Below are 22,074 nucleotides of genomic sequence, written 5' to 3'. Positions count from 1 at the left end.
AAATGATTGGAGCGGATGCACGCGTCACTCCATAAAAATGACAAGACGGCGCGGGAAAAGCCTGTTTTTGCACTCGCCTCAAGGCGTGCAAAGGTAGCGCTATCTGCGTCTTGAGGTGTTTCATGAGTCAACCTGTTACCGCCCTGGTCATCATGGGCGTCGCCGGCTGCGGCAAGACCAGTGTCAGCGAGGCCCTGTGCCGGCTGAACGGCGCCACTGCCATTGAAGGCGACAGCTTTCACCCCGCCGCCAACATCGAAAAGATGAGCGCAGGCCACCCCCTCGACGACGACGACCGCGCCGGCTGGCTCGACATCCTCTGCGATGAACTGCGCCGCTCTCTTAAAGCCGGTGAACATCCGGTGCTCACCTGTTCAGCCCTGAAGAAGAAATACCGCGACCACCTGCGTGAAGCCGCGCCGGGCCTGGGTTTCGTCTTTTTGGAACTGACCCGTGAAGTGGCCTCGGACCGCGTGTCCCATCGCCCCGGCCATTTCATGCCGGCAAGCCTCATAGACAGCCAGTTCGCCACCCTTGAATCGCCCAAAGGCGAGCCGCTGACCCTGGCCCTCAACGCCAGCGAAGACAGCGTTGAGGCCCTGGCCGAGCAAACCAACGCCTGGTGGCTTCTGCACGGTTTTGAACGAACTGATTAATTTTTTGCCGGAAAAGATAGCGCTATCCCCGGCAGGAAATTCAACACCCGCTTTAATAACAACAACAAACAGGAGAGACCCCCATGTTTGGCATGTCCCACGAGTCGTACCTGCTGCTAGATGCAGTCGTCACCATCATCGGGTTGATCGTTCTGATCACCAAGTTCAAGGTTCACCCCTTTATTGCGTTGATCATCGCGGCCGGCTTCCTCGGCCTGACCTCGGGCATGCCCGTGGACAAGATCATCAAGGCGTTCCAGGACGGTTTTGGCGGGGTGCTCGGCTTTGTCGGCATCATCCTCGCGCTGGGCACCATGCTCGGCAAGATGATGGCCGAATCCGGCGGCGCCGATCAGATCGCCCAGACCCTGATCCGCGCTTTCGGCAAGGACAAGGTCCAGTGGGCCATGATGTTTGCCGCCTTCCTGGTGGGCATCCCGCTGTTCTTCGAGATCGGTTTTGTACTGCTGATCCCGCTGGTGTTTATTGTTGCGCGCCGCACCGGCGTGTCGTTGATCAAGATCGGCATCCCGCTGCTGGCCGGCCTGTCGGCGGTGCACGGCCTGGTGCCACCGCATCCGGGCCCGCTGCTGGCCATCGGCGTGTTTGGCGCGGACATCGGCAAGACCATCCTGTACGGCCTGATCGTCGCCCTGCCGACTGCCATCATTGCCGGCCCGATCTTCGGTACGTTCATCGCCAAGTACATCCCCGGCAACCCGTCCCAGGAGCTGGTCGACCAACTGGCCCGCGAGACCGATAACAAGTCGCTGCCAAGCTTCGGCATCACCCTGGTCACCGTGCTGTTGCCGGTGTTCCTGATGCTGCTCAAAACCTTCGCCGACATCGCGTTTGCCGAAGGCAACGTAGTGCGCAACTGGATGGACATGATCGGTCACCCGATCACCGCCTTGCTGCTGGCGCTGCTGCTGTCGCTGTATACCTTCGGCACTCGCCAGGGCATCCACGCCAAGCAGATCCTCAAGCTGCTCGACGCAAGCCTGGCGCCCACCGCCGCGATCATCCTGATCATCGGTGCCGGTGGTGGCTTCAAGCAGATGCTGGTGACCAGCGGCGTGGGTGACGTGATCGGCCATATGGCGGTGAACGCGCAGATCAACCCGATTCTGCTGGCGTGGCTGGTGGCGGCGGTGATCCGCGTGGCCACCGGTTCCGCGACCGTGGCGACCATCACTGGCGCGGGCATCGTGGTGCCGGTGGTAGGAATGATCCCAGGGGTTAACCGCGAATTGCTGGTGTTGGCGACGGGGGCGGGCTCGTTGATCTTGTCTCACGTCAACGATGCGGGATTCTGGCTGGTGAAGCAGTACTTCAACATGACCGTGGCAGAAACCTTCAAGACCTGGACGGCGATGGAGACCATCCTGTCCATCGTGGCACTGATCTTCATCATGCTGCTGTCGTTGGTGGTCTAACAGACACCCAATGAAACCGGGCTGATAACCCAATTAAAATGTGGGAGGGGGCTTGCTCCCACATTTTGACCGAGTCAGATTCAGGCTTTAGCGACTAGCCCATCCGCCCTGAACATCCCGCGAATCCCGCGTACCGCCTGGCGAATCCGGTCTTGGTTCTCGATCAGCGCAAAGCGCACATGATCATCCCCATACTCACCAAAGCCGATGCCCGGTGACACGCACACCTTGGCCTCCAGCAGCAGCTTCTTGGCAAATTCCAGCGAGCCCATGGCGGCGTACTGTTCGGGGATCTTGGCCCAGACGTACATCGACGCCTTCGGGTTCTCGACCATCCAACCCAGCTCATGCAGGCCCTTGACCAGCACATTGCGGCGCTGGCGGTATTGCTCGGCGATGTCTTTCACGCATTGCTGGTCGCCTTCCAATGCCGCAATCGCCGCCACCTGCAGCGGGGTGAAGGTGCCGTAGTCGTGGTAACTCTTGATGCGGGCCAGGGCGTTGACCAGTTCCGGGTTGCCCACCATAAAGCCGATGCGCCAGCCGGCCATGTTGTAGCTCTTGGACAGGGTGAAAAACTCCACCGCAACGTCCTTGGCGCCCGGCACCTGCATGATCGACGGGGCTTTCCAGCCGTCGTAGACGATATCGGCGTAGGCCAGGTCGTGGATCACCAGCACGTCGTATTGCTTGGCCAGCGCAATCACCCGTTCAAAGAAATCCAGCTCCACGCACTGCGCGGTGGGGTTGGACGGGAAGCCGAGAATCATCATCTTCGGCTTGGGGATCGAGCCGCGAATCGCCCGCTCCAGCTCGTCGAAGAAGTCCACGCCGGGCACCAGCGGCACCGAGCGCACTTGGGCGCCGGCAATCACCGCGCCGTAGATGTGAATCGGGTAGCTCGGGTTGGGCACCAGCACAGTGTCGCCCTGGTCCAGCGTGGCCAGCATCAAGTGCGCCAGGCCTTCTTTTGAACCAATGGTCACAATGGCTTCCGACTCGGGGTCGATGTCCACTTCATAGCGGTCTTTGTACCAGCGCGAAATCGCCCGGCGCAGCCGCGGAATACCTTTGGAGGTGGAGTAGCCGTGGGTGTCTTCACGCTGGGCCACTTGCACGAGTTTTTCGACGATGTGCGGCGGCGTGGCGCCGTCGGGGTTACCCATGCTCAAGTCGATGATGTCTTCGCCGCGCCGACGCGCAGCCATCTTCAGCTCGGCAGTGATGTTGAATACGTAAGGGGGGAGTCGATCGATGCGCGCAAAGCGGCGCGGCGAACCTTGTTCGGCCATTGTTGCCTCGAAGTACGTAAGCGCCCGGAACCGTCCGAGCGACGTCGGCCACTGCGGTGGCCTGCGGGGCAGACAATACGGTCCGTGATGGCCAGTTGTCTAGATGCGTAGGAAAATTTTCCGGTTGAAGCGCTGCGTGAAAATGCCCCTATACTCGATGCGGGTTTGTTCCCTCATAAGAAGGAGACTGTTCGTATGGATCAGCAGACAAGACAACCGCTGGAGCCACGCATGGAAGCAGGCAAGGCGCTGGTGATCGCCGGGGTACAAGGGCGTTATTCGAAGGCCACCGTCGGCGATATACCCAGGTTGTGGGAGTTGTTCGACACCTGCGTCAAAGACATCAAAAAGCGTGTCGGCGGTGTGACCTATGGGGTTTGCCATAACCCCCACCATGGCGAATTCGATTACATGGCCGGCGTGGAAGTCCCGGCTAAAAGCGCGGTGCCGAGCAACTTTGAAGTGATCGAAATTCCACCGCTCAACTATGCCGTGTTCCCGCATCACGGCCCGGTGCAGGCGTTGGAACAGACCTACGAGCGCATCATGTTCGAGTGGCTGCCGCACTCGGGCTACAAGGTGATGGGCGCGGATTTCGAGCGCTACAGCGCCGATTTTGATGCGCGCAAAGGCACGGGCACAGTGGAGATCTGGTTACCGGTTGGAGAGCGCGGCTGACTGCAATCATGCGGGTGCCGGCTTGCCGGCGCCTGCAGAGGCACCTCAGCCACCAAAGCTGCGTTGGTAAACCTCAGCGGATTGCCGTATGGCTTTCGCCACTTCAGGCGCTGACCGGCAGTAATCGTCTTCGCGCTTGAGCACGACTTCAAGCGTCTGGAGGAACGTCTGGATGCGTGTTTGGGGTACGCACTCGAAGCGTTGGGCTATTCATCGAACAAATCCTCTAACTCCTCCAGCGTCGGCAGGGTCACGGGTACCAATTTGACCTCGCTGCCCAAGGCCGCCATCACCCGGGCGTAAGCATTCATGGAAACCGAGAGGCTTCCTTGTTCAATTTCAATCAGTTTCTGCCGGGTAATGCCCGCAAGCTTCGCCAGGTCGGCCTGTTTATAGCCCCGATTGAGGCGCATGGCGCGGATTTGATGACCGAGTCGTTGGGTAATAACCGAGGCGTCCATGTTACGTATTCGTTACTTTTGAAAGGTGAAGTCATATATACGTTACATTTCGGCAGTGTCAACGGTGGCCCGACCAAACACCCACCTCAACCTGCGCTCGTAGCCCACCCGCCCTTTATAGGCCTCGCCGCTGTCCACCCATCCGAGCCCCAGATACAAGCCCATCGCCGCCACATTGTCGGTATCCACCGACAACTCCAACGCCTTGATCTGCGGCCACGCCTCAAGCGCCGCCGCCGGCAATGCCTGCAGGCACGCCTTGCCGAACCCACGGCCCTGTTGCCGGCGATCCACCTGCAAGGCATGCAGCGTGGCGCTGTGTTCGTCGGCCCAGTGCGGCAGGCACGGCGGGCGCTTGAGCAACAGGAAGGCCACGGGGAAATCATCGGCCAGCAGCGCAAAGCCTTTGACGCCGGGGCTGGGTTTAGCCAACAGGCTATTGAGCGCGCAATACATGTCGCCGCAAAACGGTAACTGCTCGGGATGCACTTCGATGGCGCTGACGTGCTGTTGCTGTGTGGCTGTCAGCGCGGCGTAATCGACCAGGCGGGTGTGCATCGGGGTGTCCGAACGGCTGCAAGTAAGGCCGCAGTCTATCGGGTTTGGCGGGGTTGAAATTATTTTTCAACGGTCTGTCGATTGGCCCACGGCGCGTTCGACTAAGGGTGTCTTCCATGATTTTCCATCCCAGGAGTCAACACCATGAGCACTGCAATCAACACCCTGATCGAACACTGGAAACACGCCGTACTGGCCCGTGATATCGACAAAATTGTCAGCTATTACGCCGACGATATCGTCTCGTTCGACGCCGTTAGCGCCCTGCAATTCAAGGGCAAGGCCGCTTACCGCGAACACTGGAAGGCGTGCATGGAGCACTGCCCTGGCCCCGGTATTTTCGAGTTCCACGAACTGCGCATCGTGCAGGCCCAGGACAGCGCCTTTGCCCACTGGCTGGCCCATTGCGGCGGCGCCGGGCCGGATGGCGAGGTAAAGGCCTGCTGGATGCGCGTCACCGCCGGTTATCAGCGATTCAATGGCGAATGGAAAGTGGTGCATGAGCATTGGTCGGCCCCGTTCGATATGGCCACAGGCACCGCGCTGTTCGACCTGAAACCTTGAGCGTCGCGAACTATAGTCAATAGTCCGAAAACGGAGAACGCCATGAAATACCTGTGCCTGATCTACAGCAACGAACAGGTGCTGCACACCTCGCCCGACAGCCCTGCCGACCCGGAATGCCTCGCTTACGCCCAGGCCATCCAGGCCAGCGGGCGCATGCTTGCCGCCGAGCCGCTGGAGTCAGTGAGCACCGCCACCACCGTGCGCATGCGCAACGGCAAGCTGTCGATCACCGACGGGCCGTTTGCCGAAACCAAGGAGCAGCTCGCCGGCTTTTACCTGATCGAAGCCCGGGACCTTAACGAAGCGCTCCAGGTAGCCGGCGGCATCCCGGCTGCTCGGGTCGGCAGCGTGGAAGTGCGCCCGGTGCGCGAATTGAATCTCTGAGTACAACAATCCCAACAATCAGGAGGTTTTTCCCATGTTCCGACAACCTGCCGCGTTTGAACCGTCCATCAGCTGCTTGATCAATGCGCCAAGCCATGGGTTTTCATAATGGCCGGGGCCAGAGCCTCGACCGAAGGCATGCGCGATTGACGCCGCAGATCGAGGCGATCTACCGCAGTGAATCGCGGCGCGTGCTCGCCACGCTGATCCGCCTGCTGGGTGATTTCGACCTCGCCGAAGAAGCCCTCCACGAGGCGTTCTTCGTCGCGGTCGAACGCTGGCCGCAGGACGGCGTACCCAACAACCCCCGCGCCTGGCTGGTCTCCACCGGGCGCTTCAAGGCCATCGACCGCCTGCGCCGCCAGGCGCGGTTCACCCCGTTGTTGCAAGCGCAGGCCGACGAACTGGAAGCGGCCGACTGGAGCGTTGAAGACGTGCAAGACGATCGCCTGCGCCTGATCTTCACCTGTTGCCATCCCGCGCTGGCACCTGATGCCCAGGCGGCGCTGACCTTGCGCGAGATCTGCGACCTCACCACTGAAGAAATTGCCCATGCGTTTCTCGTCACGCCCACCACCATCGCCCAGCGCATCGTGCGCGCCAAGGGCAAGATCCGTGAGGCGAAAATCCCCTATCAAGTACCGTCCCTGGCCGAATTGCCCGAGCGCCTCGACAGCGTATTGCGCGTGATTTACCTGGTGTTCAATGAAGGCTATTCGGCGTCCATGGGCGCCGACCTCACCCGCGAAGCATTAACCGGCGAAGCCATTCGCCTGGCGCGCTTGCTCATGGAATTGCTGGCGGAACCGGAAGTGATGGGCCTGCTGGCGCTGATGCTGCTGCACGAATCTCGCCGCGCGGCGCGTACCTCGGCCAATGGCGAACTGGTGCTGTTGGATGAACAGGACCGTTCGTTGTGGGATGCGTCCCTGATTGCCGAAGGCTGCACGCTGGTGGAACGCGCGCTGACCACGCGGCGCTTCGGCCCCTACTGCCTGCAAGCGGCCATTGCGGCGGTGCATGCCGAGGCGCCGAGCGCAGGGCAAACGGACTGGCCGCAAATTGTCGGGCTTTACGATGTATTGCTCAGGGCCATGCCGTCGCCGGTGATCGAGTTGAACCGCGCGGTGGCACTGGCCATGCGTGATGGGCCGCTGGCGGGGTTGCAGCAGGTGGAAGCGATCCTGGCGCGCGGCGAATTGCTCGATTACCACTTGGCACACTCGGCGCGTGGGGAGTTCTGCCGGCGGTTGGGGCGGTGGGAAGACGCACGCCTGGCATACGAAAAAGCCCTGTCCCTGACCCAGCAGGTCCCGGAACAGCGCTTTCTTGACAGCCGCCTGGCTGAACTCAAATCGTCCATGCAATGAAGATCAAACTGTGGGAGGGGGCTTGCTCCCGATAGCGGTGGTTCAGCCAGCACATCGGATACTGTCACACCGCCATCGGGAGCAAGCCCCCTCCCACAGGTGATCTCAGTGTCAGCACCGGCAGTGCTCGTCACTCCAGCATCTTGCCCAACAACCAACTCCCCGCCGGCCCCGGCGCGTGGTGGCGCGACCACAGCGCATCCACCGCCACCGAACGCGGCCAACTGCGTGCGGTGAGTTCGACCAGTTGCCCGCCGCCAAACCGCTCTACCAGCCAGCGCGGAATCGGTGCCCAGCCGAAACCCAGTTGGGCCATCTCCATCAGCATCAGGTAACTGGGTGCCGACCAGACGCGCCCGGTGGCGCGGGTTTCATTCGGGTTGATGATGCTGGCCAGGCGCAATTCGCGGTGTTGTTGCAGGGCGTGTGCGGTGATGGACTTGAGCGCCGCCAACGGGTGTTTCGGCGACACGAACAACGCAATTTCCGTGCGCTCGTCCACGGTTGCGCAGGTCAGGTCCGGCGGGTAAACCGCCTGGTGCTCAATAAACGCAATCTGCGCCCGACCGCTCTGCACCAAGGCAATCAAGTCTTCGCATTCGGCGATCAGGCATTCCAGCTCTAGGTCCGGATAGCGCTGTTCAAATGCGCTGAGGGCGCACTCGAAACGGTCGGATTGGTAGGTATCGGACATGGCGATGGTCAGCTTCGGCTCCAGGCCCTGGGCCAACTGGCTCGCCGCCAGTTCCAAGCGGCTGCTGGCCTCCAGCACCTGCTCGGCGCGTTGCAGCAACACATGGCCGGCCGGGGTGAGGGCTGGTTTGCGGCTGCTGCGGTCGAACAGCACCACATCCAAGTCAATCTCCAGGCTGGCCACTGCCGCGCTGACGGTGGACTGGCTCTTGCCCAGCTTGCGCGCGGCTGCGGAAAACGAGCCTTGGGTCGCCGCCTGGACAAACGCCTGCAGCACTTCATGAGAGGCCATGACTATCGCCTTGATCGATGGTTATTGGTTATGAAGTATCGAGACAAGGGGTGATCATGGCAACCTTCCTCACTCACGGAGACCGGTCATGAGCCCTACCAAATCCATCGCTGAACGCGTGTGCCAAGCCATTGGTTTCGAAGCCTTGGCGTTGTTGATCTGTACGCCCTTGCTGGCGTGGATCATGGGCAAGCCGGCCCTGGAAATGGGCATGGTCACCCTGGCGATCAGCCTTATGGCGCTGACATGGAACGTGATTTTCAACGGCCTGTTCGACCGCCTCAAGGTGCGCCTGCAACTGGCCAACACCGCCTGGACCCGCGTGCTCCATGCGTTGCTGTTCGAAGGCGGGCTGATCCTGGTGTGCGTGCCGTTGATCGCGGCGTGGCTGAAGATCAGCCTGTTGCAGGCGTTTGTCCTCGACATCGGCATACTGCTGTTCTTCCTGCCGTATACCTATGTGTATCACTGGGGGTATGACGTGCTGCGCGAAAAGCTCCTACAAAAACATACCGCCCGAGGCCTCGATCCGTTGGCCGGTGATCCAGTGGCTGCCGTCGGCCAACAGGCTGGCGATGGCCCCGCCAATGTCATCCGGTAAACCGGCGCGGCCCAGCGCGGTGTTGCTGGCGACCATGGCATTCAGGCTGGCGTTGTCGCGCACGGCGCCGCCGCCGAAATCGGTCTCGATGGCGCCGGGTGCGAGGACGTTGACGCTGATGCCGCGCCCGCCCAATTCCTTGGCCTGGTAGCGGGTCAGCACTTCCATCGCGCCTTTCATCGCCGCATAGGCCGCGTAACCTGGCAGGCTGAAGCGCGCCAGGCCGCTGGAGACGTTAAGGATGCGCCCACCGTCGCGGATCAACGGCAGCAACTTCTGGGTCAGGAAGAAAGGGCCCTTGAATTGAATCGCCACCAGTTGATCGAACTGCTCCTCGGTGGTTTCAGCAAAGCTGGCGTGAATGCCGATACCGGCGTTATTGATCAGAAAGTCGAAGTGATCCTGTGCGAAAACTTCCTTGAGCACGCCGGCCACTTCACCGACGAAAGCGCCGAAGGTCGCGCTCTGGCTCACGTCCAGCTTGAGCATGGCGGCGCGGCCACCCAATTGTTCGATCTGCGCTACCAAGGCTTGCGCTTCGTCGGCCTTGTTGTGGTAAGTGCCGATGATGTCGACGCCTTGCGCCGCCAGATGCAGCGCGGCGTTCTTGCCCAGGCCACGGCTGGCGCCGGTGATGAGTGCGATTTTACGGGTCATGGTGCAGTCCTCTTCAGATGTGAGCGTGGGACCGAGTGTATTTGTCCGCTTATAACGTGATAAACAGAGCAGAACCGGAATCACTGGCCGGATAAGGCGAACAATCCATGAACAAGTTGGAGTTGCTGCGCACCTTTGTGCGCGTTACCGAACTGTCGAGTTTTACCCAGGCCGGCGAGAGCCTGGGGCTGCCGCGCTCCACGGTGTCCGAGCATGTGCAGGCATTGGAAGAACTGCTCGGTGCGCGCCTGTTGCAACGCACCACGCGCAAGGTGCAAGCCACCCAGGACGGCCGCGTTTTGTATGAGCGCAGCAAGGATCTGCTGGCCCATATGGACGAGCTGGAAGGCCTGTTCCGCCAGGATGAAGCGCAGTTGGCCGGGCGCATCCGTGTGGACATGCCCAACGTGATGGCCCGCGATTTGATCTTGCCGCGCCTGCCGCAGTTCATGGCCGCGCACCCGCTGATCGAGCTGGAAATCAGCACCACCGACCGCCAGGTCGACCTGCTCGCCGAAGGGTTTGATTGCGTGTTGCGGGTCGGCGCGCAACCGGACCAGACGGTGGTGGCGCGGCTGCTGTGCAGCATGCCGATGATCAACTGTGTCAGCGCCGCCTACCTGCAACGCTTTGGTGTGCCGCAAACCCTGGCTGACTTGGCCGGCCACCACTTGGTGCACTACGTGCGACCGTTGGGTTCGCGCTCGGCGGGGTTCGAATACCTGCAAGGCAACAAAGTGCAACGTATCCCCATGGCTGGGCGTGTCACTGTCAGCAGCACCGATGCGTACAAGTCGGCGTGCCTGGGCGGCTTCGGGATTATCCAGGTGCCGGCCCTGGGCATCGGCGATGAGTTGGCCAGCGGCGAGCTGATCGCGGTACTGCCGCAGTACCCGGCGCCGCCCCTGGACGTGTCGTTACTCTACGCCGGGCAGCGGCATTTGCCATTGCGGGTGCGGGTGTTCATGGACTGGTTGGCGGCCATCGTGCAAACCCATCTTTAACGCCGCGCCGACAACTGCTGCGGCGCCAGGAACGCGTCGTGGAAGTAATCGCGCAGCGCCTGCATCGCCGGGGTAAACGCACGCTCGCGGTGCCAGGCCAGGCCGACGCTCATGGGCGTGACGGGGTCAGTGACGGTCAGGGTTTCGATGCGCTTGCCTTCCAGTGACCAGGGCCGGTGCACCAGGTCTGACAGGATCGCCACGCCGCTGCCGTTGGCGACCATGCTGCGTACCGCCTCCACCGAACTGGTGCGCAGCCGCACCTTGGGTGTCTGCCCGGCCTGTTCCCAGTAGCGCATGGCGCTGTGTTCGGCTTCATCCACGGTGAGCAGGATGTAGGGGTGCCGGGCCACCTCGGCCAGGCTGACGCTGGCGTGTTCGCACAGTGGGTGATGGCTGGGCAGCCACAGGCGCCGTTCCGAGTTAAACAGGATTTCGGAGACGATATCGGGGTGGGTCAGGTTGGCAGTGAGCACCACGGCCATGTCGAACTGGCCGTCGAGCAAGCCCTGTTCGATGGCCTGGCGCTCCTGCTCGAACACCTCGATGGTCACGTCCGGATGCCAATGCTCCAGGCGCTGCAAGTGGTGGGGCAGGAAGTAACCGAGCACCGTGTAACTGGCGGCCAGGCGCAGTACGCCGCTGGCGCGATGGTCGGGCAGGGGGCTGTTCAACGCATCGTCGACACTGCGCGCAATCACATAGGCGCGGTTGAGAAAATGCCGCCCGGCGTCGGTCAGGTTCATGCCCTGGGCCGAGCGCACAAACAGCTGCACGCCGAGCATCGCCTCCAGCTCCTTGATCGCCGTGGTCACCGCCGACTGGGAGATATTCAGGTGAATCGCCGCCTGGGAGATCTGGCCGATCTCGGCGGTGGCGATGAAGTAACGCACTTGGCGCAAGGTCAGGGACATCATCGCTCCCAGCATCGGGTTATCTGTTTTTCAGAAGAAGGGCCATCTGATAATAGATCTTCCCAAGGGGTCAAGCCGCGCCTACTTTTCCAGCATTACCTTGGCGGAGCGACCTTGATGCAGGCAGTGGATTTCAACTCGGACATGGGCGAAGGCTTCGGCCCCTGGACCATCGGCGATGGTGTCGATGCAGAACTGATGGCCTATATCAGCTCGGCCAATATCGCCACCGGCTTCCATGCCGGCGACCCCGGCACCATGCGCCGTACCGTCGAACGCGCCAAGCAACTGGGCGTGGCCATCGGCGCGCACCCAGGCTTTCGCGACCTGGTGGGGTTTGGCCGCAGGCACATCAATGCGCCGGCCCAGGAATTGGTGGACGACATGCTCTACCAACTGGGCGCCCTGCGTGAAATTGCCCGTGCCCAGGGCGTCAGCCTGCAACACATCAAGCCCCACGGCGCGCTCTACATGCACTTGGCCCGCGACGAAGAAGCCGCGCGACTGCTGGTGCAAAACCTGCAAGTCGTCGAGCCGACGCTGCTGCTGTACTGCATGCCCAACTCGGTGATCTGGCAGGTGGCCAAGGAGCTTGGGCACCCGGTGGTGCGCGAGTTTTATGCCGATCGTGAATATGATCTGAGCGGCTCCATTGTGTTTACCCGTAAGGTCCGGGCGTTGGACCCCGCAACGGTCGCGGCACGTGTGCTGCGGGCTTGCCAGACCGGGCTGGTGCGAACCGTGGAAGGCGAAGACCTGGTTATCGAGTTCGATTCGATCTGCCTGCACAGCGACACCCCCGGTGCGCTGGAACTGGTGGAAGCCACCCGCGAAGCGTTGGACCAAGCGGGGATTGCGGTGCGCAACGCGGCTTGTGTCATCGGGCAGGCCCGCTCATCCCACCCGAGGAACACCCATGGCTGAAACGTCGCCCATCCGCTACAGCTTCGGCGGTGATGAACACCTGTTTGCCGAGGTCAGCGACAGCATGTCGCTGGAGGCGTTTTTCAAGGGCATGGCCGTGACCCGCGCGGTGGAGCGCCTGGCGCTGGACGGTGTGCTGGATGTGTGCCTGGCCAACGCCTCGTTCCAGGTCCGCTTCGACCCCGACCGCATCGCGCCTCATGTGCTGCTCGACGCCGTGCAAAGCGCCGAAGCCCAGGCCGTGGCCGAACGCCGTCTGCACACGCGCATCATCGAAATCCCGGTGCTCTACAACGACCCCTGGACCTTGGAGACCTTGATGCGTTTTCGCGACCGCCATCAAGACCCCAGCGGTACCGACCTGGAGTACGCCGCACGCATCAATGGCCTGGCCGATGTGGACGCGTTTATCGCCGCCCACAGCGGCGCGCCGTGGTTTGTGTCGATGGTCGGGTTTGTTGCGGGTCTGCCGTTCATGTTCCAGATGGTCGAGCGCGCGCGGCAATTGCAGGTGCCCAAGTACCTGCGCCCACGCACCGACACACCGAAACTCACCCTGGGGCACGGCGGTTGTTTCGGTTGTATCTACTCGGTGCGCGGCGCCGGCGGTTACCAGATGTTCGGCGTGACCCCGGCACCGATCTATGACCCGGCGCAGCAGTTGGCCTACCTCAAGGAACATATGGTGTTCTTCCGCCCCGGTGACATCGTGCAGTTCAAACCGATTGACCGCGAAGCCTACGACCGGGCCCTCGCCGAGGTGGACGCGGGACGTTTCGACCTGCGTATCCGCCCGGTGGAGTTTTCCCTCGATGCGTTCCTCGCCGACCCGATCGGTTATCCGAAAACCCTGCAGGAGGCGTTGGCATGATCAAAGTGCTCAAGCCCGGTCTCGCCACCTCCGTGCAGGACCTTGGGCGCGAAGGTTATTACCACTTGGGCATCCCGCCTTCGGGCGCGCTGGACCAATATGCGTTGAGCGCGGCCAACCATCTGGTGGGCAACCCACTCGGCGCGGCGGGCCTGGAGTGCACGTTGATCGGGCCTGAGTTGGCGTTCCGGCAGGATGCGTTAGTGGCGTTAAGCGGCGCATTGATGTCGCCGCGTCTGGACGGTGAAGTGGTGCACCAGGACACCGCCTTTCACGTGCGCGCGGGGCAGGTATTGCGCTTCGAATTTCCCCAGGCCGGTGCGCGCACGTACCTTGCGGTGGCCGGTGGCATCGACGTGCCGCAGGTGCTCGGCAGCCGCTCCACTTATACCCTCGGCGCACTGGGTGGGTTTCACGGGCGGCGTTTGCAGGAGGGCGACGAACTGCCCATCGGCGTGGCGAGCGGGCAGGGCCGGGCGGGTAACAGCCTGCCGATGGCTTTGCGCCGCTCGGTGGGCGGCGACATTACCCTGCGCGTGGTGCCCGGTCTGTATTACGAACGCCTGATGGATACGGCCAAACACAGCTTTTTTGCCGAGCCGTGGACAGTCGGCTCCGAAGCCGACCGCATCGGTTATCGCTTCAAGGGCGGCAGCGCGTTGAGCTTCCAGCCACGGGAGCAGCCATTTGGTGCGGGCTCGGACCCTTCGAATATCGTCGACAGTTGCTACCCCATCGGCTCGATCCAGGTGCCGGCGGGGCTGGAACCGATCGTGTTGCATCGCGATGCGGTGTCGGGCGGCGGCTACGCAATGATCGGCACGGTGATCAGTGCCGACCTGGATTTGATCGGGCAGATGCAGCCGAACCAGCGGGCGGGGTTTGTGGCGGTGACGCTGGAGGAAGCGTTGGAGGCGCGGCGGGTGTACAAAAAACGGCTGAAGGCGATGGCTGCACTCTTTAGTCACTGACACCGCACGGTACTCATGTGGAAGGGAGCAAGCCCCCTTCCACATTCAAGCGATGGTGTGTCAGAAAAGCTTGGTGAACAGCCAGTAGAGGCTGCCCGACAGAAGAATCGCTGCCGGCAATGTCAACACCCAGGCCATCAACAGATTGCGGATGGTCCGCATCTGCAACCCACCGCCATTGGCCACCATGGTGCCCGCCACACCGGACGACAACACATGGGTGGTCGATACCGGCAACCCATACATATCGGCCGCGCCGATGGTCAGCATCGCCACGGTTTCCGCCGAGGCGCCCTGGGCGTAGGTCATGTGGGTCTTGCCGATTTTTTCGCCGACGGTGACCACGATGCGCTTCCAGCCGACCATGGTGCCCAGGCCCAATGCGATGGCCACGGCGATCTTGACCCACAGCGGAATAAAGCGCGTGGAGTTATCGATCTGTTGCTTGAACAGTTGCAGCTTGCCTTGGGTGTCGGCGTCAAAATTGCCGACTTTGCCCTTGTCCATCAAGCGGATGGTTTCGCTGGTCAGGTACATGTCGTTACGTACGTTGCCCACCGCTTCGGCGGGGACCTTGGCCAGGGAGCCGTAGCCTTTTACCTCTTCGCCGATATGCCCGGTGAGGGCCGCCAGGGCCGGTACCAGTTGCGGGGTGGCTTCCTTGGTGCGCACGTAGGTCGACAGGATCGGCCGTGGGTCAGCCGCCAGTGCCTGCGGCGCGGTTTTCATCAAGGCCACCTGGGTGACTTCCGCCACCGCCGCAAACTGCAACGATTGCTCGGCCGGCATCGTGCGGTTCAGTGCGTAGGCCATCGGCAGGGTGCCGACCAGGATCAACATGATCAGCCCCATGCCTTTTTGCCCGTCGTTGGAACCGTGGGCGAACGACACACCGGTGCAGGTGGCGATCAGCATGCCGCGAATCCACCATGGCGGCGGGGTGTCACCTTTGGGGGCCTTGTACAGCGCGCGGTTTTTCACGAAGGCGCGCAGGGCCAGCAACAGCAATGCGGCAAACGCGAAGCCGATCAGTGGCGACAGGAGCAGCGCGTAACCGATCTTGATCGCCTGGCTCCAGTCCACACCGCTGGTGCCGTCACGCCCGTGCATCAGGGCATTGGCCACGCCCACGCCGATGATCGAACCGATCAGTGTATGGGACGACGACGCCGGCAGGCCCAGCCACCAGGTACCCAGGTTCCACAGGATCGCGGCGATCAGCAGCGCAAAAATCATTGCGAAGCCGGCCGAGGAGCCCACCTGTAAAATCAGCTCGACGGGCAGCAGGGCGATGATGCCGAAGGCCACCGCGCCGCTGGACAGCAGCACCCCGAGGAAATTGAAGAAACCCGACCACACCACCGCGAAATGCGGCGGCAGCGAGTTGGTGTAGATCACCGTCGCCACCGCGTTGGCGGTGTCGTGGAAGCCATTGACGAACTCAAAGCCGAGGGCGATCAGCAGCGCCACGCCCAGCAGCAGGAACGGCGTCCAGGTGGTGACCACCGTGCCCAGCTCCCTCATGTCGTGCATCAGGCTGTAGGCGGTGAACAGCAGGCCCATGGCGAGCACGGCGAAGAAAATGATCACCGTCACCAGGCCGGGTTTCTTGTCCAGCCTGGGTTTGGGGTTGGCAGTCGAGGTGTGTGTGGAAGCAGTCAGGGAAGGGGTGGCCATGCCGGAGCATCCAGGTAATGAAGGATGTCGTTCATAGTCATTGCAGAATGTTACAGAGATGCTGCGATAAGTCACTGTTTGTGAAATTGGCTATGCCGCTCGTCTACAACACCCCGTAGAGCCCTGCGATCTACCCTTTCCCACAGCCGGTCGCCTTTCAATTCGAGAATTTGCGAAAGGCCCAGCGCCCCGCGATCAGCGTGAATGTCGCGACCAGCGCCACCAGAATCCAGAACCCCTCGGGGTCTTGTGAAAGCGGTACACCGCCCACGTTCATGCCAAAGAAACCGGCGATGATGTTGATCGGCAACGCCAGCACCGTGACCACCGTGAGGGTGAACAACGTGCGGTTGCTTTGCTCGTTGAGGTTAGCGGCGATCTCTTCCTGCAATAACTTGATTCGTTCGCCCAAGGCCGTCAGGTCGTTGATGACCAGCGCAAACTCCTCGGTAGATTTGCGCAGTTCCTTGACGTCTTCCTTTTGCAGCCATTGCGGTGGACGGTTGAGCAGGCGCAGCAGCGACCCCGGCTCCAGCGCCAGCAGGCGCTGCAGGCGCACCAGCACGCGGCGCGCGGCGCCCAATTCAGCGCGGTTGGTGGACAGGCGCGAGGACAGCAACTGGTCTTCGATATGGTCGACGCTGAGGCTGGTCTTGCGCACGATCTGCGTGAGTACTTCGCCCTGGTCGCGCAGCAAATGCACCAGCAACTCCAGGGGCGAGCGAAAGCGCTCACCGGCCTTTACCGATGAGCGCAGTTTGTCCACCGAGTGCAGCGGTTGCAGGCGCGCGCTGACCAGCAGGCGGCTGCGGGCGCATACCCACAGCGTGGAAATGTCCGACGAAACCAAACTGCTGAAGTTGAACACCACGTCGTTGACCACCGCCAACAAGGCCGAGTCGACGTGCTCGATCCGCGTGGAGCGCGAGCCCTCGTGCAGGGCTTCGAAGAACTCTTCGGGCAATTGCAGGTGCGTCTGCATCCAGCGCTCACAGGCGGCGTGGGCCAGGTTCAGGTGCAGCCACAAAAACTCTTCGGGGTCTTGAGGGCTTGTCAGCGCCGCCAGCGCAGCGGCTGAATCAATCTGTTCCGCCTTTTCACCTGGGCGAAAACGAAAACCGTAAAGCAAGCCAAACAGATCGGAGTCCTGATGGCTGTGGTCAATGCTGTGGTTCATGGAGGCTCGCAGAGAAAGCGCCTGTAGGACGTTTCACAGGATCGCGTAGGCGAATCATTGCAAGGCGGTATGACGGTTATGTGACGGTTTAGCGGCGCCCATAAAAAAACCGCGCCACCCGAAGGTGGCGCGGTTTTACAGCGGGGTGACTCAAGTGTCTTGCTTGTTTTCGAGTACGGCGCCGGTCTTGGCGTCGAGCTTGACTTCAAACTTCTTGCCCGCCGTGTCAGTCAGGTCGACTTCGTACACATATTCATTGGCTACACCGTGTTTGGTGTCCAGTTCGGTATCGGTAATCGTCGCCCCTGGGTGGGTGGCTACGGCGGCTGCGTTGAGTTTGTCGAACTGCATGACGGCGCCGGATTTGACCAAGCCTTCGATGTGGTCCGGACGAACATCAGCCTGGGCCAGGCCGGCAGTCAGAGTCAGGGCCGCGGCGGCGAACAAAGTGGTCATGGTTTTCATGGTGTGTCCTTCTGGGGGTGAGCTGTTTAAGTGGGATCAGGTTATCCCGCGCAACTTAATTCACGCTTAATTATGTCAAGTGGTTGCGCAGTTTGTTCAATCCACCCGCCGCCGACACTTTCATGCTGGGGCTCACTTGGAAGGAGACTCGGATGAAACGGTTAATGAGCTGGATCTATGCACCGGCGTTTATGACGGGATTTATCGGTTGGGCCATCGCGCAGCCAAATGGGCTGGTGCTGGTGTTTGCCACGGCGGTAGGGGTGTCATTTTTCATGGAGCAGTGGTTGCCCTATGAGCCGCAGTGGAATCGCAGCCTGGGGGACCGGCGGCGCGATACGCTCCACGCGTTGGTCAACGAAAGCCTGAATGCCGTGGGCCTGCTGATGCTGCCGGGGCTGACTGCGCTGTTGGCGTTCGAAAGCATCTGGCCGCGTGGTTGGCCGTTGTGGGAGCAACTGCTGATGGCCATCGTACTCGCCGACGCAGGCATTACCTTGATGCATTACGCCAGCCACCGCATCGCGCCGCTGTGGCGTTTGCATGCGGTGCACCACAGCGTGCAGCGGCTCTACGGGTTCAACGGTTTGATGAAGCACCCGTTACACCAGATGCTGGAAGCGACTGCCGGCTTGCTGCCGCTGATCCTGCTGGGCATCCCGCTGGAGGTGGCGCAGCTGTTGGCCCTGGCTATTGCCGTTCAACTGTTGCTGCAGCATTCCAATGTGGATATGCGCCTGGGGCCGCTGCGCTGGGTGTTCGCCTGGGCACCCGTGCATCGGTTTCATCACATGAAGTACGGCCGCGCCGGGGATGTCAATTTCGGCCTGTTTTTCAACCTCTGGGACTGGCTGCTGGGCACGGCGTTTTATCGCGACCGCTATCGCATGGGGCCGGGGGATCTGGGCATTGGCAGTCGCCCGGATTTTCCAGTGGCCTATGGGGCGCAGTTGCGTGATCCGTTCCTGCCCGTTTGCGTGCGCAAGGAGCCGCCGCTGCCGGAAGAGTTACGCTAGAAATTGCACGTTCAGTTGGCGCAGCGATGCGGCGGCCGTTACGCCGAACAACTGCTTCATGGTCCGCGAGAAGTGCGCCGAATCGGCAAAGCCTGCGGCATGGGCAGCCTCGGTCAACGTACTGCCGGCGAGCGCCAATCCCAGGGCGACGCGCAATCGTCGCCACACCACCAGGCGGCGCACCGGCAAACCCAACTGATGGGTGAACAGGCGTTCCAACTGGCTCAGTGACAAATGTGCCACCTCGGCCAAAGCCTGGGCCGACACCTTGCCGCCGAGCTGTTGGTCCAAGGTGTCGAGGGCGCGCTCCAGGCGTGGATCACCGAGGCTGCGCCGGGGCAGTTGGTGCAGGGCGTCCAGTGACAAGTCGGCGCCGGTCAACAGCTGTTGCAAAGGGGCGGTATCAAATACGGCGGGTTCGGCGTACAGCACCCGCACCTCACCCTCGCTGTCGAGAATGGCATGGGTTTTTCGCGAAGGGATAAACAAGCGCTGGGCCACGGTGATCTGGCCATTGAGGCGGACCGTGATGGCGCCGCCGGGGCAGAACATCAACTGATGGGCGTAGTGCGCATGGGGCGCGGTACGCCCCAGCTCGCCGAGGATCAAGCCGTAGTCGCGCCCCAGCCACAGGCGGCCTGACCATGGGGCCTTCACTCAGTATTTATAGTCGTTGAGCAAATCCTGCACGCTCGATGACGGCCAGCGCTTGTAGAACTTCAGCAGTTCGGCGGCGCGGTTGGTGAAGATGCCATCGACGCCGGCCTTCATGACTTTTTCGAAGTCCACCGGCTCATCCACGGTGTACACATGCACCAGCAGGCCTTTGTCGTGGGTCAGCTGGTTCATTTCAGGCTTGACCAGGTCGGTGTAGCTCTGGTCGCCATGATCGGTCAGCTCTGCCGACGGGCCGGTGCCGATGGCGCCGAGGCTCTTGGCTTCGTCGACCCATTTTTCGAACTCGGCGGCGTCCTTCGGCTCTTGTTTGGCGTAGTAGGCGGCCTTGGTGGGTTCGCCGGACTCGGCGAAGGTCTGCTTGGATTTGGGTTCGATGCTGCCTTCACCGACCCACAACAGCAGGATTTTCGGGGTGTTGGGCATTTCTTTTTGCAGCTCTTTGAGGCTGGCGGTTTCGAAGGTTTGCAGCACCACGCGGCCCTTGCCCTGGCCGACGCCGGTGTTGCTCTTGCCCAGCTTGGAACCGGCGGAACTCAACCAGCCTTTATCCAGCAGTTTGTTTTTCAGGTCGGCTTCGATTCCAGGAAATTGCTTGGGCTCTTTGGTTTCGATGTACAGGCCGGGTTTGTGCTGCGGGTTGCCTTCGGCGATCTTGATGATGTCGTCCAGGCTCAGGATCTTCAGGCCGGCGAAACCGGGGCGTGCGCGGTCCGGGTAAGCCGCGTTGAACCAGCTGCCGGCGTCGAGGGTTTGCAGCTCTTTCCAGGTGAATTCGTTGGCCGGCGCGTCTTTGCGCTCAGGGAACTTGGTGGCCACGTCGGTGGTGCGCTGCAGGTTGTTGTCGTGCAGGGCGAACAGCACGCCGTCCTTGCTGCGCTGCAAGTCCAGCTCCAGATAGTCGGCGCCCAGGTCACGCGCGACCTTGTAGGCTGCGGCGGTGGATTCAGGCGCGTCGTACGAGGCGCCACGGTGGGCGATCACGGCGGGGTACGGGATGCCTTCGTTAGTTGCCAATTCAGCCGGGCTGATCGGGTCGGCAGCCTGCGCCTGGCCAAGGCCGAGCATCAGAGCCAGCAGCAAGGCGCTCTTGGTAAACGTGACAGGCATATGCGAAGTCCTTTCGTGGAGGTAGCTTTGAGATGGCCTCCTTTTTAACAATTGATTGCGAAAGGCGCTATCACCAAACCGACATTAACGTGCGCCCGCGCCAATTTTTCGGTTTTTTTTGCCAGGCATTGCAGTACTCTTGTTCGCAGCCGCCCCGTCAGAGGGCAGTACTTTCCGCCACGCGTGTAAACCATCTTTCCAGTCCATGTAGGACTTTTCAGTGAGGTTTACCATGCGCATCACCTCCGAGCTTATCTGCCAGGCCGCCGACCAACTTAACGGGTTTGTGGGCCTTAACCGCAAGACCGGCCAATACATCGTGCGTTTCAGCGAAGACTCCTTCGGCATGGACGTTGCCGACGACGGCATCATCCCCACCGCCGAATTCGTCTGGTTGCCGGCCCCCGGGCAAACCATGACCCTGTCGCGCGAGCGCATCCGGTTGTTGCTGGACCAGAACATCGACGACCGCATCAACATCACCGAGCCGCTGCGCGTGTACATGCGCCGGGTAGAGATCCCGCAGATCAGCGCGTTGCGCAGTCTTGTGAGCTAGGTTTGCGCGTTGCCCGCAGGGTTTTGCAGTGTGTTATCGACTGCCTTTCAATGCGCGAATCCATAGTCTCGTTCCACCTTGCACACCCGCGTATGAAACGCCGCGTACCAGGTGGAGCGTCCTCTCTCACGCACGGCGCGGTGCTCGGCCTGCTGCTTCCAGGCCAGGATCGCGGCTTTGCTGCTCCAGTACGACACGGTAATCCCCAGCCCATCTTCTCGTGCCGATTCCACCCCGAGGAAGCCTGGTTGTTCCCGCGCCAGTTCCAGCATGCGGCCGGCCGCCTCAACGTAACCGTGGTCACCGTCGGTGCGCAGTGAGCTGAAAATCACTGCGTAGTAGGGCGGGGCGGGCGTCTTGGCGATCATGCCGTTTGCGCCTGGCAAGCCTTGAGCAAGGCCAGCGCCAAGGGTGGTGTGCGACCCTTGAGCGCCGCGCGTTCGGGTTGGAACAGGGTGGCGACGAAGAACGGATGGTCCAGCGACTCGATGGCGCGCAGGTCGCCTGCCGAATCGTGGCCGCTGGCTATCAAGTCACGTGCGAGCAACGCCGCGGCAAAATCAGGGTTGATGCCATAGCGACAGCGGTAGCCTTCCTCAACCTCAAGCGTGTCGTAGGCCTCGGCGATGCGTGTGTAAGGCGCCAAGCGTATGGTGTCGCGCGCTTCCACCAAGGCGCAGCTCAGGGGCGTGATCACCGCGCGCTTGGCATCCGGAGCCAGTTCACCATGTTCGGCGTCGGCCCAGCCCAGTACGTTGCGGGCATATTCCAGCACCGCATGTTGAAAACCGCCGCAGGTGCCGAGGAACGGTCGCCGTTGTTCGCGGGCAAAACGGATCGCGCGCAGTGCGGCTTCGGTGTCGCGATAGGGGCTGGCGGGCACGCACCAGAAACCGTCGAAGTCGTGCAGGGAGTGCGTGAGCGTATCGGTGTCGAGCCAGTGGGCGTTAACTGTCACGCCCAAGTTGGCGGCAGCCTGTTGCAGCGCCAGGGGGATGGCCTGGTGGGCGATCACCTCAGGGTTGTAGTCACCGATCAGGGCAAGGCTCAGAGGGCGGGTTGTCATCGT

At 61.7% G+C, this 22,074-nt stretch carries 26 protein-coding genes; 13 read left to right on the top strand and 13 right to left on the bottom strand.

Going from position 1 to position 22,074, the window contains the following annotated elements; genetic code table 11:
- The first annotated feature begins 122 nt into the window (after nt 1–122).
- Together KSS96_RS22315 and KSS96_RS22310 are read left to right on the top strand one after the other, a co-directional pair.
- Entirely contained in the window at nt 123–656 is a 534-nt protein-coding gene (locus KSS96_RS22315) for a gluconokinase (RefSeq protein ID WP_017529128.1), read from the top strand.
- An 83-nt stretch (nt 657–739) separates the two neighbouring features.
- Nucleotides 740–2,092 (top strand): GntP family permease, encoded by a 1,353-nt coding sequence (locus tag KSS96_RS22310; RefSeq protein WP_017529127.1) that lies wholly within the window; start codon nt 740–742, stop codon nt 2,090–2,092.
- An 80-nt stretch (nt 2,093–2,172) separates the two neighbouring features.
- On the opposite strand, the gene alaC is transcribed toward KSS96_RS22310, so the two are convergent.
- Complete coding sequence (alaC, locus tag KSS96_RS22305) at nt 2,173–3,384, bottom strand: alanine transaminase (RefSeq protein ID WP_017529126.1); 1,212 nt, start codon at nt 3,382–3,384, stop codon at nt 2,173–2,175.
- 195 nt (nt 3,385–3,579) lie between these two features.
- Between alaC and KSS96_RS22300 the strand changes: the two genes are divergently transcribed.
- On the top strand, nt 3,580–4,062 hold the full coding sequence (locus tag KSS96_RS22300) for a GyrI-like domain-containing protein (protein WP_017529125.1): 483 nt from the start codon (nt 3,580–3,582) through the stop codon (nt 4,060–4,062).
- 206 nt (nt 4,063–4,268) lie between these two features.
- Here the strand turns inward: KSS96_RS22300 and KSS96_RS22295 are convergent, their stop codons facing one another.
- Both KSS96_RS22295 and KSS96_RS22290 read right to left on the bottom strand, forming a co-directional pair.
- Nucleotides 4,269–4,523, bottom strand: a complete 255-nt coding sequence (locus KSS96_RS22295) for a helix-turn-helix domain-containing protein (RefSeq protein WP_017529124.1) — start codon at nt 4,521–4,523, stop codon at nt 4,269–4,271.
- A gap of 42 nt (nt 4,524–4,565) precedes the next feature.
- Nucleotides 4,566–5,081 (bottom strand): GNAT family N-acetyltransferase, encoded by a 516-nt coding sequence (locus KSS96_RS22290; protein ID WP_017529123.1) that lies wholly within the window; start codon nt 5,079–5,081, stop codon nt 4,566–4,568.
- A 144-nt stretch (nt 5,082–5,225) separates the two neighbouring features.
- On the opposite strand from KSS96_RS22290, the gene KSS96_RS22285 reads away from it, so the two are divergent.
- The 3 genes from KSS96_RS22285 (at nt 5,226) to KSS96_RS22275 (ending at nt 7,402) form a co-directional block, all read left to right on the top strand.
- On the top strand, nt 5,226–5,645 hold the full coding sequence (locus KSS96_RS22285) for a YybH family protein (RefSeq protein ID WP_017529122.1): 420 nt from the start codon (nt 5,226–5,228) through the stop codon (nt 5,643–5,645).
- A gap of 42 nt (nt 5,646–5,687) precedes the next feature.
- Nucleotides 5,688–6,032: a YciI family protein gene (locus KSS96_RS22280; protein ID WP_017529121.1), complete on the top strand. Its 345-nt coding sequence runs from the start codon at nt 5,688–5,690 to the stop codon at nt 6,030–6,032.
- Between the two features lie 146 nt (nt 6,033–6,178).
- Complete coding sequence (locus KSS96_RS22275; protein WP_017529120.1) at nt 6,179–7,402, top strand: RNA polymerase sigma factor; 1,224 nt, start codon at nt 6,179–6,181, stop codon at nt 7,400–7,402.
- A 130-nt stretch (nt 7,403–7,532) separates the two neighbouring features.
- Here KSS96_RS22275 and KSS96_RS22270 read toward each other — a convergent pair whose 3' ends face one another.
- Entirely contained in the window at nt 7,533–8,387 is an 855-nt protein-coding gene (locus tag KSS96_RS22270) for a LysR family transcriptional regulator (RefSeq protein WP_065876705.1), read from the bottom strand.
- An 88-nt stretch (nt 8,388–8,475) separates the two neighbouring features.
- Here KSS96_RS22270 and KSS96_RS22265 point away from each other — a divergent pair, with 88 nt between their 5' ends.
- Complete coding sequence (locus KSS96_RS22265) at nt 8,476–8,988, top strand: multidrug/biocide efflux PACE transporter (RefSeq protein WP_017529118.1); 513 nt, start codon at nt 8,476–8,478, stop codon at nt 8,986–8,988.
- Here the strand turns inward: KSS96_RS22265 and KSS96_RS22260 are convergent.
- Nucleotides 8,887–9,645, bottom strand: coding sequence for an SDR family NAD(P)-dependent oxidoreductase (locus KSS96_RS22260; RefSeq protein WP_217855330.1), 759 nt, complete (start codon nt 9,643–9,645; stop codon nt 8,887–8,889). The two genes, KSS96_RS22265 and KSS96_RS22260, sit on opposite strands and share 102 nt — an antisense overlap.
- 107 nt (nt 9,646–9,752) lie before the next feature.
- Here KSS96_RS22260 and KSS96_RS22255 point away from each other — a divergent pair, with 107 nt between their 5' ends.
- Complete coding sequence (locus KSS96_RS22255; RefSeq protein ID WP_017529116.1) at nt 9,753–10,649, top strand: LysR family transcriptional regulator; 897 nt, start codon at nt 9,753–9,755, stop codon at nt 10,647–10,649.
- Here KSS96_RS22255 and KSS96_RS22250 read toward each other — a convergent pair.
- Nucleotides 10,646–11,563 (bottom strand): LysR family transcriptional regulator, encoded by a 918-nt coding sequence (locus KSS96_RS22250; RefSeq protein WP_026067362.1) that lies wholly within the window; start codon nt 11,561–11,563, stop codon nt 10,646–10,648. The genes KSS96_RS22255 and KSS96_RS22250 overlap by 4 nt on opposite strands.
- Nucleotides 11,564–11,680: 117 nt before the next feature.
- On the opposite strand from KSS96_RS22250, the gene KSS96_RS22245 reads away from it, so the two are divergent.
- Genes KSS96_RS22245 through KSS96_RS22235 form a run of 3 tightly spaced genes read left to right on the top strand, consistent with a single transcriptional unit; the run spans nt 11,681 to nt 14,329 of the window.
- The gene (locus tag KSS96_RS22245) at nt 11,681–12,487 is read left to right on the top strand and encodes a 5-oxoprolinase subunit PxpA (protein ID WP_065876707.1); all 807 of its coding nucleotides are present in this window, start codon (nt 11,681–11,683) and stop codon (nt 12,485–12,487) included.
- Entirely contained in the window at nt 12,480–13,358 is an 879-nt protein-coding gene (locus KSS96_RS22240; protein WP_065876708.1) for a 5-oxoprolinase subunit B family protein, read from the top strand. Before KSS96_RS22245 ends, KSS96_RS22240 begins: the two co-directional genes overlap by 8 nt.
- Nucleotides 13,355–14,329 (top strand): 5-oxoprolinase subunit C family protein, encoded by a 975-nt coding sequence (locus KSS96_RS22235; RefSeq protein WP_017529112.1) that lies wholly within the window; start codon nt 13,355–13,357, stop codon nt 14,327–14,329. Before KSS96_RS22240 ends, KSS96_RS22235 begins: the two co-directional genes overlap by 4 nt.
- 60 nt (nt 14,330–14,389) lie before the next feature.
- On the opposite strand, the gene KSS96_RS22230 is transcribed toward KSS96_RS22235, so the two are convergent.
- The 3 genes from KSS96_RS22230 to KSS96_RS22220 all read right to left on the bottom strand — a co-directional run bounded on the left by KSS96_RS22230 (nt 14,390) and on the right by KSS96_RS22220 (nt 17,648).
- Nucleotides 14,390–16,006 carry an inorganic phosphate transporter gene (locus KSS96_RS22230; RefSeq protein ID WP_065876709.1) on the bottom strand — a complete coding sequence of 539 codons (1,617 nt, stop codon included), beginning with the start codon at nt 16,004–16,006 and terminating at the stop codon, nt 14,390–14,392.
- A 157-nt stretch (nt 16,007–16,163) separates the two neighbouring features.
- A complete protein-coding gene (locus KSS96_RS22225) occupies nt 16,164–17,183 on the bottom strand; it encodes a transporter (protein ID WP_017529110.1) in 1,020 nt (339 codons plus the stop codon).
- A gap of 150 nt (nt 17,184–17,333) precedes the next feature.
- Entirely contained in the window at nt 17,334–17,648 is a 315-nt protein-coding gene (locus KSS96_RS22220) for a PepSY domain-containing protein (protein WP_065876710.1), read from the bottom strand.
- Nucleotides 17,649–17,800: 152 nt separating this feature from the next.
- On the opposite strand from KSS96_RS22220, the gene KSS96_RS22215 reads away from it, so the two are divergent.
- Nucleotides 17,801–18,664 carry a sterol desaturase family protein gene (locus tag KSS96_RS22215; protein WP_017529108.1) on the top strand — a complete coding sequence of 288 codons (864 nt, stop codon included), beginning with the start codon at nt 17,801–17,803 and terminating at the stop codon, nt 18,662–18,664.
- Here KSS96_RS22215 and KSS96_RS22210 read toward each other — a convergent pair.
- Both KSS96_RS22210 and KSS96_RS22205 read right to left on the bottom strand, forming a co-directional pair.
- Complete coding sequence (locus tag KSS96_RS22210; protein ID WP_065876712.1) at nt 18,656–19,321, bottom strand: helix-turn-helix domain-containing protein; 666 nt, start codon at nt 19,319–19,321, stop codon at nt 18,656–18,658. The two genes, KSS96_RS22215 and KSS96_RS22210, sit on opposite strands and share 9 nt — an antisense overlap.
- The gene (locus KSS96_RS22205) at nt 19,322–20,449 is read right to left on the bottom strand and encodes a glycerophosphodiester phosphodiesterase family protein (RefSeq protein WP_065876713.1); all 1,128 of its coding nucleotides are present in this window, start codon (nt 20,447–20,449) and stop codon (nt 19,322–19,324) included.
- A gap of 232 nt (nt 20,450–20,681) precedes the next feature.
- Here KSS96_RS22205 and KSS96_RS22200 point away from each other — a divergent pair, with 232 nt between their 5' ends.
- Nucleotides 20,682–21,005 carry a DUF2025 family protein gene (locus tag KSS96_RS22200; RefSeq protein WP_017529105.1) on the top strand — a complete coding sequence of 108 codons (324 nt, stop codon included), beginning with the start codon at nt 20,682–20,684 and terminating at the stop codon, nt 21,003–21,005.
- Between the two features lie 47 nt (nt 21,006–21,052).
- Here the strand turns inward: KSS96_RS22200 and KSS96_RS22195 are convergent, their stop codons facing one another.
- A complete protein-coding gene (locus KSS96_RS22195) occupies nt 21,053–21,373 on the bottom strand; it encodes an antibiotic biosynthesis monooxygenase family protein (protein ID WP_017529104.1) in 321 nt (106 codons plus the stop codon).
- On the bottom strand, nt 21,370–22,071 hold the full coding sequence (locus KSS96_RS22190; RefSeq protein WP_065876714.1) for a CTP synthase C-terminal region-related (seleno)protein: 702 nt from the start codon (nt 22,069–22,071) through the stop codon (nt 21,370–21,372). The genes KSS96_RS22195 and KSS96_RS22190 overlap by 4 nt, the downstream gene beginning before the upstream one ends.
- Nucleotides 22,072–22,074 lie beyond the last annotated feature (3 nt).

The sequence above is a fragment of the Pseudomonas asgharzadehiana genome (assembly GCF_019139815.1).
Lineage (GTDB): Bacteria > Pseudomonadota > Gammaproteobacteria > Pseudomonadales > Pseudomonadaceae > Aquipseudomonas > Aquipseudomonas asgharzadehiana.
Note: the sequence above shows the minus strand (reverse complement) of the source record. Positions and strands in the feature narration are given on the sequence as shown.